Source organism: Ruegeria sp. BHSB056, from assembly GCF_059613305.1.
Window position 1 is genome coordinate 1 of record NZ_JBXWSG010000001.1, and the last position, 14,141, is coordinate 14,141.

Here is a 14,141-nt window from a genome sequence, read left to right on the forward strand (position 1 = left end):
AAGGTCTGCGCATGACCGGTCAAAGAAGGATCATCGCGCAGGTATTGGAACAAAGCGACGACCATCCGGATGTCGAAGAACTGTACGCGCGTGCTTCTGCCATCGACACAGGCATCTCGATTGCGACGGTGTATCGTACGGTCAAATTGTTTGAAGAGGCCGGGATTCTGGAGCGTCTGGAGTTCGGCGATGGGCGGGCCCGTTATGAGGATGCCGAGCGTGATCACCACGATCACCTGATCGATATGCAGTCGGGCGAGGTCATCGAATTTGTCGATCCCGAAATCGAAGCCCTGCAGGAAAAGATCGCCGCCAAGCTTGGGTACAAGCTGAAAGGGCATCGGCTGGAACTGTACGGCGTGCCGCTCAAGCAGGAGTGATCCATCACAAATCGCGAACGGCCCCAACACGTTAATTCATTGAACGTGTCGGGAAATGGCTTGCCAGACGCCGCTGGTTGCGGTTCATGTGCCCGCATACTGCACCTCAAGTGCCCTTTTCCTGTGGACGCGCGCATGAATAACGTAAACGGCATCCTTTTGCTGATCGGATCGATGGCGGCCTTTTCGCTTGAGGATATGTTCATCAAGTTCCTGTCGGGCGCTGTGCCGACTGGTCAGATCATGGTGTGTCTGGGTGTGTTCTGCGGGCTTGTCTTTGCGGTGATGTCGGTGGTCACACGCAAACGCATCTTCGATCCCGTAGCGTGGAAACTGCTGCCGATGCTGCGCGCAGGGACAGAAGGATTCGGTGCCGTAACCTTTGTCACCGCGTTGTCGCTGATTGATCTGTCCACTGTCGCCGCCGTGTTTCAGGCCATGCCGCTTGCCGTGACCATGGGCGCGGCCCTGTTTCTGGGAGAGCAGGTCGGCTGGCGCCGCTGGAGCGCCATTGGTGTCGGCTTTATCGGTGTTCTGATGATCATTCGCCCCGGACTGGAAGGGTTTCAGCCAGATTCACTGTTTGTCGTGCTGACCGTGTTTGCGATTGCGGCGCGCGATCTGATAACGCGCAGGCTGGATGTTCGGGTGGCCTCATCGGTTGTAGCGATGCAGGCGTATATCGCAGTGGCGCTGGCCGGGCTGCTGTTGATGGTTGTTTCAGGAACACCCTTTGTGCCGGTGCAAAGCGGCCAGGCAGGGCCGTATTTGGGGGCGATCGGTTTTGGTGTTCTAGGGTATTACGGCATCGTCACGGCCATGCGGGTTGGCGAGGCTTCGGCCATGATGCCGTTTCGCTACACGCGTCTGGTGTTTTCGATCCTTGCCGGAATGCTGATGTTCGGTGAACGCCCGGATGCGCTGACAATGGCTGGGGCGAGCCTGATCATCGGATCTGGCCTGTATACCTTTATCCGCGAGCGACGTCTGGCGCGCAATCTGATCCCGGTGTGAACCTGTTGGCGCAAACAGCAAACTGTTAGCCCTAAAGGTCGGTAAATATACGTGTTAGCGATAACGGAACCGGTTTACTTTTGGTCGGTTGCTGCTATGACGCGTGCAACCGACTGCAGCCATAGGGACAGACCTCATGAGCACCATCATTGACATCCACGCGCGCGAAATTCTGGACAGCCGGGGCAACCCGACGGTCGAGGTCGACGTGATTCTGGAAGACGGCACCATGGGCCGCGCCGCCGTACCGTCCGGTGCGTCCACCGGCGCACATGAAGCCGTTGAAAAACGCGACGGCGACAAATCCCGCTATATGGGCAAAGGGGTTCTGGAAGCCGTGGCCGCCGTGAATGGTGAAATCGCCGAGGAACTGGTGGGTTTTGACGCGACAGAGCAAGTGGCCATCGATCAGGCGATGATCGAACTGGACGGAACCAATAACAAAGGCCGTCTGGGTGCCAACGCCATTCTGGGCGTGTCGCTGGCAACTGCCAAAGCCGCAGCAGATTTCACCACGCAGCCCCTTTATCGCTACGTCGGCGGCACCTCGGCCCGCGTGCTGCCGGTGCCGATGATGAATATCATCAACGGCGGCGAACATGCCGACAACCCGATCGACATTCAGGAATTCATGATCATGCCAACCTCGGCCGCGAATATCCGCGAAGCCGTGCGCATGGGGTCCGAAGTGTTCCACACCCTGAAGAAAGAGCTGTCAGCTGCCGGTCTGGCCACCGGTGTCGGTGACGAGGGCGGTTTTGCCCCGAACATCGCCAGCACCCGCGAGGCGCTGGATTTCATCCTGAAGTCCATTGAAAAGGCGGGCTACAAACCGGGAGAAGAAATCCACCTGGCCTTGGATTGCGCGGCGACCGAGTATTACAAGGACGGCAAATACGTTTTGGCGGGCGAGGGGATCACCCTGACATCCGAGGAAAACGCAGCCTATCTGGCGGCTCTGGTCAATGACTATCCGATCATCTCGATCGAAGACGGCATGTCCGAGGATGACTGGGACGGCTGGAGAGCCCTGACTGACGCCATCGGCGACAAGGTGCAGTTGGTGGGCGACGACCTGTTTGTGACCAATCCGGCGCGCTTGGCCGAAGGGATCAAGCGCGGCTGCGCGAACTCGATGCTGGTCAAGGTGAACCAGATCGGATCGCTGACCGAAACCCTGCGCGCCGTCGATATGGCCCACCGGGCGCGATATACCAACGTAATGTCGCACCGTTCGGGTGAAACCGAGGATGCCACCATTGCCGATCTGGCGGTGGCGACCAATTGCGGTCAGATCAAAACCGGCTCGCTGGCGCGGTCGGACCGGTTGGCCAAATACAACCAGTTGATCCGCATCGAGGAATCGCTGGGCGAGGTTGCGGAATACGCAGGCGCGTCGATCCTTCGCAAATAACGCACTTGGTGCTAGGCTGGCCCCTGGGTTTAATCCGGGGGTCGCATTGTGTTGAACATCATCGAACCGGAAACGCCGGACCAGTTTGAAGCGGTTCGGCGTTTGTGTTGGGATTACAGGGATTTCCTGCTGGCGCTGGATGAAAGAACCGCCCAGATCGTTCAGGCCTTCTACCCAAGCGAAAAATACACCCGTGTAATGGACAACATCGACGCGGAACACACGCCGCCGAACGGTGGGATCAAACTGGCATTGCTGCATGGGGAACCGGTCGGCTGCGGCATGTTTCACACGTACGAGCCTGGTGTGGCTGAAATCAAACGCGTATTTGTAACTGACGCAGCAAGAGGGACAGGCGCAGGCTGTGCCATCATGCTTTCGCTGATCGAAATGTGTCGAGATCTTGGGTTCGACTATATTCGAATGGACACCGGCAAACCCCTGGAAGTGGCGACTCGGTTATACCTGTCTTTGGGCTTTCACCTGCGAGACGCCTATTACGAAACTCCTGAAATCGCACGCGATCACCTGCTTTTTTTCGAGATGCCGCTTTTTGAGGAAGACACTGGCTTGCCTGAGAAAAGATAAAACTCTCAGGGGCATGGTCGTCTTGGACGTAGAAATTTGACAATAATTAAGCGGCTTAATTATTCTTATGTGTGAACTTGTTACTTATCGCGTTCACTCGAAATGCCGTAGTCTTTCTTCATTGCAGAAAGGAGACCACGATGTCTGTATCCAAATTCCTTCTGATAATCGTCACAGCGTCCATCACGGTATTGTCCGCGTGTGCGGGTCCGGGAACGTATCCGATAACCGGAGAAGAGGTTTCGTCGAATGACCCGGTTCAGGACATGAATCCGGCAAATATCTTCCGTGGCGAGTCGCGCTAAAGTACCTTGCTCATCAGCATATAGCTGTCGCGTTGTCTGAACCCCGTGCGCAGATAGAGTTTTTGGGCAGTTTCATTGTTCCGGTCGACTTCCAGATGAAGAGCCATCAGGCCTGCCCCGGCAAGAGCTTTGGGCAGGTCCAGTAGAACCTCGGTGGCAATGCCGCGGCCCCGAACGGCAGGGCGTATATAGATCTCGTCCACGAAACCGTCCATGCCGCCGAACTCGACTGACCAGCCAAAGGTTAGGATGATATATCCCAACGGCGCGCGTCCGGGCCCGATCAGATAGACACAGCCATGAGGGATGCCATCCAGCATGGGGGCGAGGGCATTGCGTGTCTTGTCAGCGTCCTGTGTCAGCCCGGCCTCTGTATGAAAGGCGGTGACCAGTGTCATCAGGCGATCCAGATCGTCGGGGCGCGCAAGGCGGAGGGCGGCGCTCATAGTCTGGCCAGCCTTTCTGTCAGTAAGGTGAAAAAGCCGTCGGCGTCGATTTCCCCCATGAACAGCGCATTTGGTGCGCGGTTGGTGACACGCCACCAATCCGCAACGGTCATGCCCAGGGTCAGGTCAGACCCTGTTTCAATCTCGACATTCACGCGGCGGCCCGAAAACAGCTCGGGGCGGATCAGATAGGCAGTGACGCAAGGGTCGTGCAGGGGAGCACCCGCGCTGCCGTATTTCTCTTTGTCGAAGCGTTCAAAGAAATCCGTCATCTCGGCCACGGCATTTCCTACCTTGCTGTCCAATGCGCGGAACGCGTCATTTCGTGGTTTGGTCACTAACGCCTTGTGTGTGACATCCAATGGCATGACAACGATTGGCTTTCCGGATTTGAATACGATATCAGCAGCTTCTGGGTCGACATAGATGTTGAATTCAGCGGTGGGGGTGATGTTGCCGACTTCGAAATACGCCCCGCCCATCAAGACGATTTCCTGCACGTGGTCGATGATATCGGGGGCTTTGCGAAATGCAGTCGCGATGTTTGTCAGCGGCCCCAGCGGACACAGGGTCACTGTTCCCGGTTCTTCAGAGCGCAGGGTGTCGATGATGAAATCCACTGCGTGACCGTCGGCCAATGGCATCTGCGGATCCGGCAGGACCGGGCCATCCAGCCCGGTTTTCCCGTGCACATGTTCTGCTGTGACAAGTGGGCGGTTCAGCGGTTTGTCGCAGCCCGCATAAACCGGCACATCCGTACGTCCGGCCAATTCACAAACGATTCGGGCGTTCTTGGCCGTGAGGGCGAGTGGGACGTTACCCGCGACGGCCGTGATACCCAGAACCTCGATCTCGTCCGGGCTGGCCAGCGCCAACAGTATGGCGACGGCGTCATCCTGTCCGGGATCGGTGTCGATGATGATCTTGCGAGGGGGCATTGGCGTCTCCGGGGGTCGTGAAGGTGGGACACTCGCAAGTGTCGGATCGCTTGTCTACCCGTTTCTGGTCGTCGCCAGTGCATCCACCGGCGGGAGTTTGCCGTTGGCGCGATGCTCTTCAGTTTTGACCTCGTCCCACAGCGCATCCATCTCGGCCAGATCGCTTTGCGAGGGGGTCTTGCCCCGTTCGGCCAGCCGGGCTTCGATCTTTTCAAAGCGACGGGTGAACTTGGCATTGGTGCGACGCAGGGCGGCTTCGGGTTCGATGCCAAGATGACGGCCCAGATTGACCATCACGAACAGCAGATCTCCGAACTCGTCTTCCAGCGCGTCAACATCCATCTTGTCGCGCGCCTCTTCCAGTTCGGCCGCTTCTTCGGTGATCTTGGCCAGCACGTGGCTGGCGTCAGGCCAGTCGAACCCCACCCGAGCGGCGCGCTTTTGCAGCTTATGGGCCCGCAGCAGGGCGGGCAGGTTTGCGGCTACACCGTCCAGCGCACCTTTTTGTTCTTTGCCCGCCCGCTCGGCGGCCTTGATGGTTTCCCAATCTTTGGTTTGCTGATCGGCCGACTTGTCACGGGATTCATCGCCAAACACATGCGGATGGCGGCTGACCATCTTGTCGGACATGGTGCGCACCACGTCCTGAAAGGTGAAATATCCTGCTTCTTCTGCCATTTGGGCGTGAAACACGGATTGGAACAGCAAATCCCCCAGCTCTCCTTTAAGCTCGTCAAAAGCTTCACGTTCGATGGCGTCCGCGACCTCATAGGCCTCTTCGATCGTATAGGGGGCGATGGTCGCGAAATCCTGTTCGATATCCCACGGGCAGCCGGATTGCGGATCGCGCAGGCGGCGCATGATTTCCAGCAGCCGTTCGATACCTGCATTGCTGTCGTGGATCAGAGGATTTTCAGCCATTGCGAACCCTTTCATTCCGGTGTCAGATGCATCCATTCCGCAGTCCCGATCAGGAGTCCACCCCAGATGCCCGTCGTCAACCGAATTGCCGATTTCTCTGCCGACATGACCAGATGGCGCCAGTATCTGCATACCATCCCCGAGTTGGAATTCGAATGCCATGAAACGGCAGCCTTTGTGGCCGAACGTCTGCGTGAGTTCGGGGTTGATGAGTTGCATGAGGGGATCGCAAAGACCGGGATGGTCGCGATCATCAACGGGCAGGGCGACGGGCCGACGATTGGCTTGCGCGCCGATATGGATGCGTTGCCAATTACCGAGGAAACGGGCGTTGACTATGCCTCTCAGAACCCCGGAAAGATGCATGCCTGCGGCCATGACGGGCATACTACCATGCTACTGGGCGCGGCACGTTATCTGGCCGAGACGCGAAATTTCAGCGGTCGCGTGGCGCTGATATTTCAACCCGCCGAGGAAGATGGCGGCGGTGCTGGTGTGATGGTCGAAGAAGGCATCATGGACAGGTTCGACATCTCGCAGGTCTATGCGCTGCACAACGCGCCGGGATTTGCCGTAGGGACATTCTATACCACGCCGGGGCCGATCATGGCGGCTGTCGATACATTCGAAGTGCATATTCAGGGTGTCGGCGGCCACGGTGCGATGCCGCATGAAACCCGTGATCCGGTTATGGCGGCCTGTGGGATTGCGCAGGCCATTCAGACCATTGTCAGCCGCAACCATTATGCGTTGGATGATCTTGTCGTCTCGGTCACGCAGATCCACACCGGCACGGTCAACAACGTTATCCCGGATACGGCCTATATCAACGGTACCGTTCGAACGTTCGATCCGAACGTCCAGCAGATGGTGATGCGGCGCATGGCCGAGATTGTCGAGGGGCAGGCCAAATCCTATGGGGTCGAGGCGCGATTGGAATACAATGTAGATTACCCTGCCACCATCAATGATGCCGAAAAGGCGGGCTTTGCGACCGAGGTGGCGCGTGAAATATCCGGCGACGACCGGGTCACCGGCAATACCGGGCGCGAGATGGGGGCCGAGGATTTCTCGTATATGCTGCAAAAGCGCCCCGGTGCTTATTTGTTCCTTGGGCAGGGCGAAGGCGCAGGGCTGCATCATCCGAAATACAACTTTAACGACGAAATCGCGCCGGTGGGCGCGTCGTTTTTCGCGCGAATCGTGGAAAAAGCGCAGCCGTTGAGCTGATAAAGGTTCGGGAAAGGGACTACAGAAGACATGGCACTGGAAGACGCAAGAAACCAGGTGGATGAGGCATTCACCAATCCGGATCTCAAGGGGTTGTCTTATGAAAACACGTTCGGTGGGGCGACGTCTTTTCTGCGGCGGCTTTACACCAAGAACCTGAAGGGTGTGGACATCGCGGTTACTGGCGTGCCGTTTGATCAGGCGGTTACGAACCGGCCCGGCACGCGCCTTGGCCCTCGGGCGATCCGTGAGGCCAGCGCTTTGCAATCGCCTGATGCGCCCTATGGCTGGCCCTTTGATGCGCTGAGTGAGCTGGCGATCGTGGATTATGGCGATATGGCTTATGATTACGCCAATATCCCGGCCTTTCCCGACACGCTGACCGACCACATCCGAACCATTCTGGCCGCTGATGTGGCGTCGGTCGCGCTGGGTGGCGATCACTATATCAGCTTTCCGATCCTCAAGGCCTATGCCGAGAAATACGGGCCAATGTCTCTGCTGCAATTCGATGCGCATACCGACACATGGGCCGATGACGACATGTCCCGCGTGGATCACGGGACAATGTTCTACAAGGCTGTAAAGTCGGGCATTGTCGATCCGAAACGCTCGGTCCAGGTGGGTATTCGCACGACGAATGAGGATACGCTGGGCGTGAACATCATTGATGCGCGCGAGGTTTATGAATCGGGACCAGCTGCTGTGGCAGAGAAGATCAAGAACATTCTTGGTGACAGCCCCGTTTACCTCAGCTTCGACATCGATGGTCTTGACCCGGCTTTTGCCCCTGGTACGGGCACGCCAGTCTGGGGTGGGTTAAGCTCGATTCAGGCGCAAATCATCCTGCGCGACATTGCCGGGATCAATATCAAGGGCGGGGACGTTGTCGAAGTATCGCCACCCTTTGATACATCCGGTGCGACAGCGATTGCTGGGGCCCATGTGGCGACGCAGATCATTTGCCTGTTGGGGTGGAACAAGCTGGATAAAGCAGATGGGTAAACCCGCAAGGGTTCACGTTAACCAACAGTTAGCCATGCTTAAGGTATGTGCTGGATCAAGTGACGAACAGGGACGGGACCATTACGCACATGACCGAATTCAACCAACCACTTAGCGGGAATGATCTGGCCCGGTTTTCCGGGCCGAACACATTCATGCGCCTGCCGCAGGCCACCTCGCTTGAGGGGTTGGATGTGGCGGTGTTGGGGGTGCCGATGGATATTGGCACGTCGTGGCGGTCGGGCACGCGCTTTGGCCCCAAGCAGATCCGCGGCGAAAGCGCGATGATCCGACCCTATAACATGGCCACCAGAGCGGCCCCGTTCGACAGCTTGCAGATAGCCGATATTGGGGATCTGGCGATCAACACCTTCTCGCTTGCAGACAGCCTCAGGATCATCAAGGAAAGCTATGACGCCATTTTGGCGAAAGGCGTGATCCCTGTGGCGATGGGGGGCGATCATTCGATCACCCTGCCGATCCTGCGAGCCATCAAGGCCAAACACGGTCCCGTGGCGTTGGTGCATGTGGACGCCCATGCCGATGTGAATGACGAGATGTTCGGTGAACGCGAAACCCACGGCACCGTTTTCCGCCGCGCCTATGAAGAGGGGTTGATTGTTCCCGACAAAACGTTCCAGATCGGCATTCGGGGCTCGGGTTATGCAGCCTCGGATTTTACCGAAGCCAAGGATTGGGGCTTCCGCCAGTTCCCCGCATGGGAGCTGTGGCAGCAGAATCTGACCCAGATCGGATCGCAGGTTCGCAAGATCATTGGGGACCACCCGGTTTACATCTCCTATGACATCGACAGCCTAGATCCCGCATACGCTCCGGGCACCGGCACGCCGGAAATCGCTGGTCTGACGACACCGCAAGCGCTGCAACTGATCCATGCACTGCATGGGGTAAACGTAGTGGGATGCGATCTGGTCGAGGTCTCACCTCCTTATGATCCATCGGGCAACACTGCACTGACAGCAGCCAACCTGATCTATGAGATGCTGTGTATCCTGCCGGGTGTGACGTCGCGGTAAGACGCGGTGGAATGTCTTGCCGCCGGTTTTGTTCCGCTTAGGGTTCACCAAAAAGGATAGAGCGGGATGAGAAGGATGGCTTTGTGGGCGGTGGTTGCGCTTGTGGTTGGGGCGGGCGCCTATGTCCGGCTGGCACCGTCAGACCCTGCGCGGTGGCACGTCGCTTTGGTTTCGACCGAAAGCCAGAACTTGCCCGGTGGTGTGTTGCGCGTTGTTGAAACCGGCCCCGACGGGTTGCAGCGTCTTGATGAGATTGCCCAAACCACGCCGCGCACTACGGTATTGGCCGGCTCGGTCAGCGAGGGCATGATCACCTATATCACCCGCACGAAATGGATCGGCTTTCCCGACTACACCACGGCTCAGCAGGACGGAGACACCCTGCGCATTCACGGCCGCTTGCGGTTTGGTCGTAAGGATTTCGGGGTGAACAGGGCGCGAGTCGATGGGTGGTTGGCGGCACTTCAATAGATTGAAACCAAGGGGAAAGTTCCTAGATTGGACGTATGAGTGACTATGAGAAAAAGTTCCATAATGCATTGGCTGAAATTGAGCAGGCCGGTGTTAAGCAGCACATAAGAATTGAGTCTGAGCTTGAACGATTGAAAGCCCTTGGCTTTGAACCAAGACCCTTTCTGTATTGGGCATCGCCATTAACCAATGTTGCTGTGTTTGTCTTGGTGACCTTGATAGTTGCTTCGTTTCAGGCCGGGGTAACTGTCATTCTTGGTGAGAACTTTTGCCTTCCCAATATATTTGGCCCCGCAGTGTTGGCCGCCGTACCACTTACTTTGCTAACAGTCGCACTAAGACTGTTCCAACGCAGGGCATACAATTTGAGCAAGTGGGAAGACTTGTAGCGCTCAGAGAGCGTTGTCACCATCTGGTGGTGTATCCAAATTTGGCCAGTCCGAGTGTAATCCAGACGACAAACACCCTTCCTGAACCTCGCGCCACATAGGAACGTTCAGGGACATCTGGCATTGCGCGGTGAACATGCGTCCGTCGACCTGAAGGCAGATCATCTCACCCAGTTCGATGCGAGACCCGGATGTGTCGGTGCAATAGCAATCCCGCGTCTTGCCGTCAGGGCCGATGTAATCGGCGAATGCAGGCGTGGTCGTCACCAGCAGAGTAAGAAAAACCCGTTTCATGGCTGCCAGCTTAGCATGACGTTGCCCTTGACCAAAGCCCCCGGATGAGAGACACCGCCGGGATGATCCCCGAAGAACGTCTTGAACAGATCACCCAGCGTTTTCAGTACCTCGAAGCTGCCATGGCCGATGGCGCGTCGGGTGGTGATATTGCGGCGCTGGCCAAAGAATATTCCGACCTCAAGCCTGTCGTCGATCAGATCATGGCCTGGCGACAGCTGGTGGGAGATCTGGCCGAGGCGCAGGCGATGCTGACTGACCCGGACATGAAAGAGCTTGCCGAGGAGGAAATCCCCGAGTTGCAGGCTCGCATCCCCAAGGCGGAAAACGCGCTCCAACTGGCATTGTTGCCAAAGGATGCGGCAGATGCCCGTCCAGCGATGCTGGAAATTCGCCCTGGCACCGGCGGGGACGAGGCCGCTTTGTTCGCGAGTGATCTATTGCGCATGTATCAGCGATACGCCGAGGCGCGTGGCTGGAAATTCGAGATTATCGAAGAGCAGGCCTCGGATCTGGGCGGCATCAAGGAAGTGGTCGCCCATATCAAAGGCGACAATGTCTTTGCGCGCTTGAAATATGAATCCGGCGTCCATCGGGTGCAGCGCGTGCCCGAAACCGAAAGCGGGGGGCGCATTCACACCTCGGCGGCGACAGTGGCGGTTCTGCCCGAGGCCGAGGATGTAGACATCCAGATCGACGCCACTGATATCCGAATCGATACGATGCGGAGCTCGGGTGCCGGGGGACAGCACGTGAACACGACAGACTCGGCTGTGCGGATCACGCATCTTCCGACGGGATTGGTGGTGACGAGTTCCGAAAAATCTCAGCACCGCAACCGCGAAATCGCCATGCAGGTTCTGAAGACGCGCTTGTACGATCTGGAACGGCAGCGGATTGACAGCGAACGCTCGGCAGATCGCGCCAGTCAGGTGGGCTCGGGGGATCGCTCGGAACGCATTCGTACTTATAACTTCCCGCAGGGGCGCATGACCGACCATCGGATCAACCTGACGCTATATAAGCTGGATCAGGTGATGCAGGGCGATCTGGACGAGGTGATTGATGCGCTGACGGCAGACGATCAGGCCCGGCTGCTGGCCGAGATGGCACAATGACGGGTCTGCAAACAGCGGCACAGGCCATGGTAGCAGCGACAGCGCGCCTGCGTGCGGCCGGTGTGGACGATCCGGCGCGCGACGCGCGTCTGTTGCTGGCCCACGCTGCACGGATTGAAGCCAGTCGCGTGACACTGATTGCCCCGGAAGAATTGCAGCCCGAAATCGCCGAGCGTTATGACCAGCTGATCTCCTTGCGTGCCGTTCGGGTTCCGGTGTCGCATCTGTTAGGTGAGCGGGAGTTTTATGGCCGCAGGTTTCGCGTCAGCCGGGATGTCCTTGATCCGCGCCCGGAAACAGAAACCCTTATCGAAGCGGCGTTGAGCGAACCATTTGATCATGTCCTCGACCTGGGGCTGGGCTCGGGGTGTATCCTGATAACCCTTCTGGCCGAACGCAGCAGTTCCACGGGCGTGGGTGTCGATCTGAGCGAAGCCGCCTGCCTGCAAGCCAGTGCCAATGCGGTTCAGCATCAGGTAGAGGCGCGGATTGAGATTCTTCGATCAAACTGGTTTGAAGACATTAATGGTCAATTCGACTTGATTGTTTCCAACCCTCCATATATCTCAGTGTCTGAGATGGAAGAACTGTCGCCCGAAGTGCGCGAGCATGAGCCGCGCATGGCTCTGACGGATGAGGGGGATGGGTTGGGAGCGTATCGTCGGATCGCGGCTGCGACCCCGGATTTTCTGTTGCCGGGCGGGCGAATTCTTGTCGAAATCGGTCAGACGCAGGCGGCAAAAGTATCAGCCCTGTTCGACGCTGCCGGGTTGGTGGATGTTCGGATCATCCCTGATCTGGACGGTCGCGACCGCGTTGTTGGCGCAAGAATGCCGGATTGAGTGGCGGGTTTGCGGCAAAAAACGCCAACCCGAACAAAAAAGCTTGTGAAAACCCGAGATTCCTCTTGTCTGCGCCGTCAGGACATGTTTACTCAGGATTAGTCGGCGAGGTTGACGCTGTTGCAGCGCACCCCTGACGCCAAGCCCAAAAAGTCGACTTCCCGTCACGGCAAACGCCTTAGAGCAGTGCAAAACACGGGTTGAGCGACAGCGCATTGATAAGGCTGACGTAAAGTAAGATGAGATCTTCCAAACCCCGTTCGCGGGCCAAGAATAACCGCAATCGTCCTTCTGGCGGCAACGTCGTAAACCGGGTTTTTGACAGCTCGGGTCCCGAAGGCAAGGTTCGTGGCACGCCGCAGCAGATTATTGACAAGTACAACCAGTTGGCACGTGACGCTCAGCTGTCGAATGACCGCGTGGCAGCAGAAAACTTCCAGCAACACGCAGAACATTATCTGCGGATGCTGAGCGAAGCGCAGCGCGAAATGGATGCGCGCCGTGAAGAGCAGGAGCGCCAGAACCGCGAACGCCAGGCTGAGCGCGATCGTGAACGTGCCGAACGTCAGGAACGCGAAGCGACCCGTCAGGCTGATCCGGCCGAAGCACCGCAGCCTGATTTGATGGACCTGTCTCAGCAAGTTTCAGAGCCCGATAGCGGCTTGGTAGAAACACCGGAAAACAAAGAAACCCCGGTAGCTGAGGCACCGGAAGAGGCACCGCTCAAAGAAAAACCCGCGCGTAAACCGCGCACGCGGAAGCCCAAAGCTGCACCCGAGGCAAAAGAGGAAGCACCCGCCAACACCGGGGATGCTCCAGAGGCGGCTGAGTAAAGCTGACGGCCAATGAACCAAGCCCCGAGGTCAAACTCGGGGCTTTTTTGTTTGATCAGGTTTTCTTAACTTCGCGCGCCAAAGCGCAGAACGCTTCAAGCGGGATTTGTTCGGCACGGTCCGTGGGCTTGATACCAGCAGCCAGCAGACGGTCTTCGATATCCGGGGCAATGCCTTTGAGTGAGGCGCGCAGCATCTTGCGGCGTTGGTTGAAGGCGGCGGCCACGATACGTGACAGGGTGGCGGCATCGGCGGGAAAGCGTGGTTCGGGCAGGGCGGTCAGGTGGACCACGGCGCTTGAAACCTTGGGCGGCGGGGTGAAGGCCCCGGGGGGAAGCGACATGGCGATACGTGCCTCTGCCCGCCATTGAGCGAGGATGGCAAGGCGTCCATAAGCTTTGCTGCCAGGTTGGGCGACGATACGCTCGGCCACTTCGCGTTGGAACATCAGCGTCAGGCTCTGCCAGAATGGGGGCCATTCGGGCGGTGTCAGCCAACGCACCAGCAGCTCGGTGCCGACATTGTAGGGCAGGTTGGCTGCGACGCGGATTGGCGGTGTCAGGTATTCAAGCGGGTTGATTTCCAGGGCGTCGCCGTTGATCACCTCAAGCCGACCCGGATACGCAGCCGCGATGTCGTTCAGGGCGGCAATGCACCGGGTGTCTTTTTCAACCGCCACGACCTTGCGCGCGCCTTCGGACAGTAGGCCCCGCGTCAACCCACCGGGACCGGGGCCGATTTCAAGCACATCGCATTCTGACAAATCGCCGGCCTGTCGGGCGATTTTGGCAGTCAGGTTCAGATCCAGCAGAAAGTTCTGCCCCAGCGATTTGCGCGCTGAAAGCTGGTGGGTTGCGATGACCTCGCGCAAAGGGGGAAGCGTGTCTATAGCGCTCATGATCGGAATACCTTGGCG

18 protein-coding genes are annotated in these 14,141 nt (G+C 57.9%); 13 read left to right on the top strand and 5 right to left on the bottom strand.

The features are described from left to right. The 5 genes from AC2FND_RS00005 to AC2FND_RS00025 form a co-directional block, all read left to right on the top strand. On the top strand, positions 1–380 hold a 380-nt coding region (locus AC2FND_RS00005), incomplete at its 5' end, for a Fur family transcriptional regulator (protein ID WP_496767169.1). Positions 381–515: 135 nt separating this feature from the next. Next, positions 516–1,394, top strand: coding sequence for a DMT family transporter (locus AC2FND_RS00010; RefSeq protein WP_496767171.1), 879 nt, complete (start codon positions 516–518; stop codon positions 1,392–1,394). Between the two features lie 136 nt (positions 1,395–1,530). Then, positions 1,531–2,808, top strand: coding sequence for a phosphopyruvate hydratase (eno, locus tag AC2FND_RS00015; protein WP_209596629.1), 1,278 nt, complete (start codon positions 1,531–1,533; stop codon positions 2,806–2,808). Positions 2,809–2,856: 48 nt separating this feature from the next. Further along, entirely contained in the window at positions 2,857–3,396 is a 540-nt protein-coding gene (locus AC2FND_RS00020; protein WP_496767173.1) for a GNAT family N-acetyltransferase, read from the top strand. A gap of 140 nt (positions 3,397–3,536) precedes the next feature. Beyond that, positions 3,537–3,701 (top strand): hypothetical protein, encoded by a 165-nt coding sequence (locus AC2FND_RS00025; protein WP_171631940.1) that lies wholly within the window; start codon positions 3,537–3,539, stop codon positions 3,699–3,701. On the opposite strand, the gene AC2FND_RS00030 is transcribed toward AC2FND_RS00025, so the two are convergent. From AC2FND_RS00030 to mazG, 3 genes are read right to left on the bottom strand one after another with little or no spacing between them, the layout of a single operon-like run. Then, on the bottom strand, positions 3,698–4,147 hold the full coding sequence (locus tag AC2FND_RS00030) for a GNAT family N-acetyltransferase (protein WP_496767175.1): 450 nt from the start codon (positions 4,145–4,147) through the stop codon (positions 3,698–3,700). The genes AC2FND_RS00025 and AC2FND_RS00030 overlap by 4 nt on opposite strands. Beyond that, entirely contained in the window at positions 4,144–5,085 is a 942-nt protein-coding gene (locus AC2FND_RS00035) for a nucleoside hydrolase (RefSeq protein WP_496767176.1), read from the bottom strand. Before AC2FND_RS00035 ends, AC2FND_RS00030 begins: the two co-directional genes overlap by 4 nt. Before the next feature lie 54 nt (positions 5,086–5,139). Beyond that, complete coding sequence (gene mazG / locus AC2FND_RS00040; protein ID WP_496767332.1) at positions 5,140–6,006, bottom strand: nucleoside triphosphate pyrophosphohydrolase; 867 nt, start codon at positions 6,004–6,006, stop codon at positions 5,140–5,142. A gap of 66 nt (positions 6,007–6,072) precedes the next feature. On the opposite strand from mazG, the gene AC2FND_RS00045 reads away from it, so the two are divergent. The 5 genes from AC2FND_RS00045 (at position 6,073) to AC2FND_RS00065 (ending at position 10,138) form a co-directional block, all read left to right on the top strand. Then, positions 6,073–7,236: a M20 aminoacylase family protein gene (locus tag AC2FND_RS00045; protein WP_480564418.1), complete on the top strand. Its 1,164-nt coding sequence runs from the start codon at positions 6,073–6,075 to the stop codon at positions 7,234–7,236. Between the two features lie 30 nt (positions 7,237–7,266). Then, on the top strand, positions 7,267–8,241 hold the full coding sequence (speB, locus tag AC2FND_RS00050) for an agmatinase (RefSeq protein WP_496767179.1): 975 nt from the start codon (positions 7,267–7,269) through the stop codon (positions 8,239–8,241). Positions 8,242–8,330: 89 nt separating this feature from the next. Beyond that, positions 8,331–9,278: an agmatinase gene (speB, locus tag AC2FND_RS00055; RefSeq protein WP_480919681.1), complete on the top strand. Its 948-nt coding sequence runs from the start codon at positions 8,331–8,333 to the stop codon at positions 9,276–9,278. 66 nt (positions 9,279–9,344) lie between these two features. After that, entirely contained in the window at positions 9,345–9,749 is a 405-nt protein-coding gene (locus AC2FND_RS00060) for a DUF1499 domain-containing protein (RefSeq protein WP_480919680.1), read from the top strand. A gap of 35 nt (positions 9,750–9,784) precedes the next feature. Continuing rightward, positions 9,785–10,138, top strand: a complete 354-nt coding sequence (locus tag AC2FND_RS00065; RefSeq protein WP_480919679.1) for a DUF6404 family protein — start codon at positions 9,785–9,787, stop codon at positions 10,136–10,138. A 3-nt stretch (positions 10,139–10,141) separates the two neighbouring features. On the opposite strand, the gene AC2FND_RS00070 is transcribed toward AC2FND_RS00065, so the two are convergent. Further along, positions 10,142–10,432, bottom strand: coding sequence for a hypothetical protein (locus tag AC2FND_RS00070; protein ID WP_496767181.1), 291 nt, complete (start codon positions 10,430–10,432; stop codon positions 10,142–10,144). Positions 10,433–10,494: 62 nt separating this feature from the next. Here AC2FND_RS00070 and prfA point away from each other — a divergent pair, with 62 nt between their 5' ends. From prfA to AC2FND_RS00085, 3 genes are all read left to right on the top strand, one after another. Beyond that, on the top strand, positions 10,495–11,550 hold the full coding sequence (gene prfA / locus AC2FND_RS00075) for a peptide chain release factor 1 (RefSeq protein WP_496767333.1): 1,056 nt from the start codon (positions 10,495–10,497) through the stop codon (positions 11,548–11,550). Continuing rightward, positions 11,547–12,392 carry a peptide chain release factor N(5)-glutamine methyltransferase gene (prmC, locus tag AC2FND_RS00080; protein ID WP_496714809.1) on the top strand — a complete coding sequence of 282 codons (846 nt, stop codon included), beginning with the start codon at positions 11,547–11,549 and terminating at the stop codon, positions 12,390–12,392. The genes prfA and prmC overlap by 4 nt, the downstream gene beginning before the upstream one ends. A 239-nt stretch (positions 12,393–12,631) precedes the next feature. Continuing rightward, on the top strand, positions 12,632–13,225 hold the full coding sequence (locus tag AC2FND_RS00085) for a DUF4167 domain-containing protein (protein WP_480473192.1): 594 nt from the start codon (positions 12,632–12,634) through the stop codon (positions 13,223–13,225). A 55-nt stretch (positions 13,226–13,280) separates the two neighbouring features. Here the strand turns inward: AC2FND_RS00085 and rsmA are convergent, their stop codons facing one another. Continuing rightward, positions 13,281–14,123 carry a 16S rRNA (adenine(1518)-N(6)/adenine(1519)-N(6))-dimethyltransferase RsmA gene (rsmA, locus tag AC2FND_RS00090; RefSeq protein WP_496767183.1) on the bottom strand — a complete coding sequence of 281 codons (843 nt, stop codon included), beginning with the start codon at positions 14,121–14,123 and terminating at the stop codon, positions 13,281–13,283. Positions 14,124–14,141: the final 18 nt, after the last annotated feature.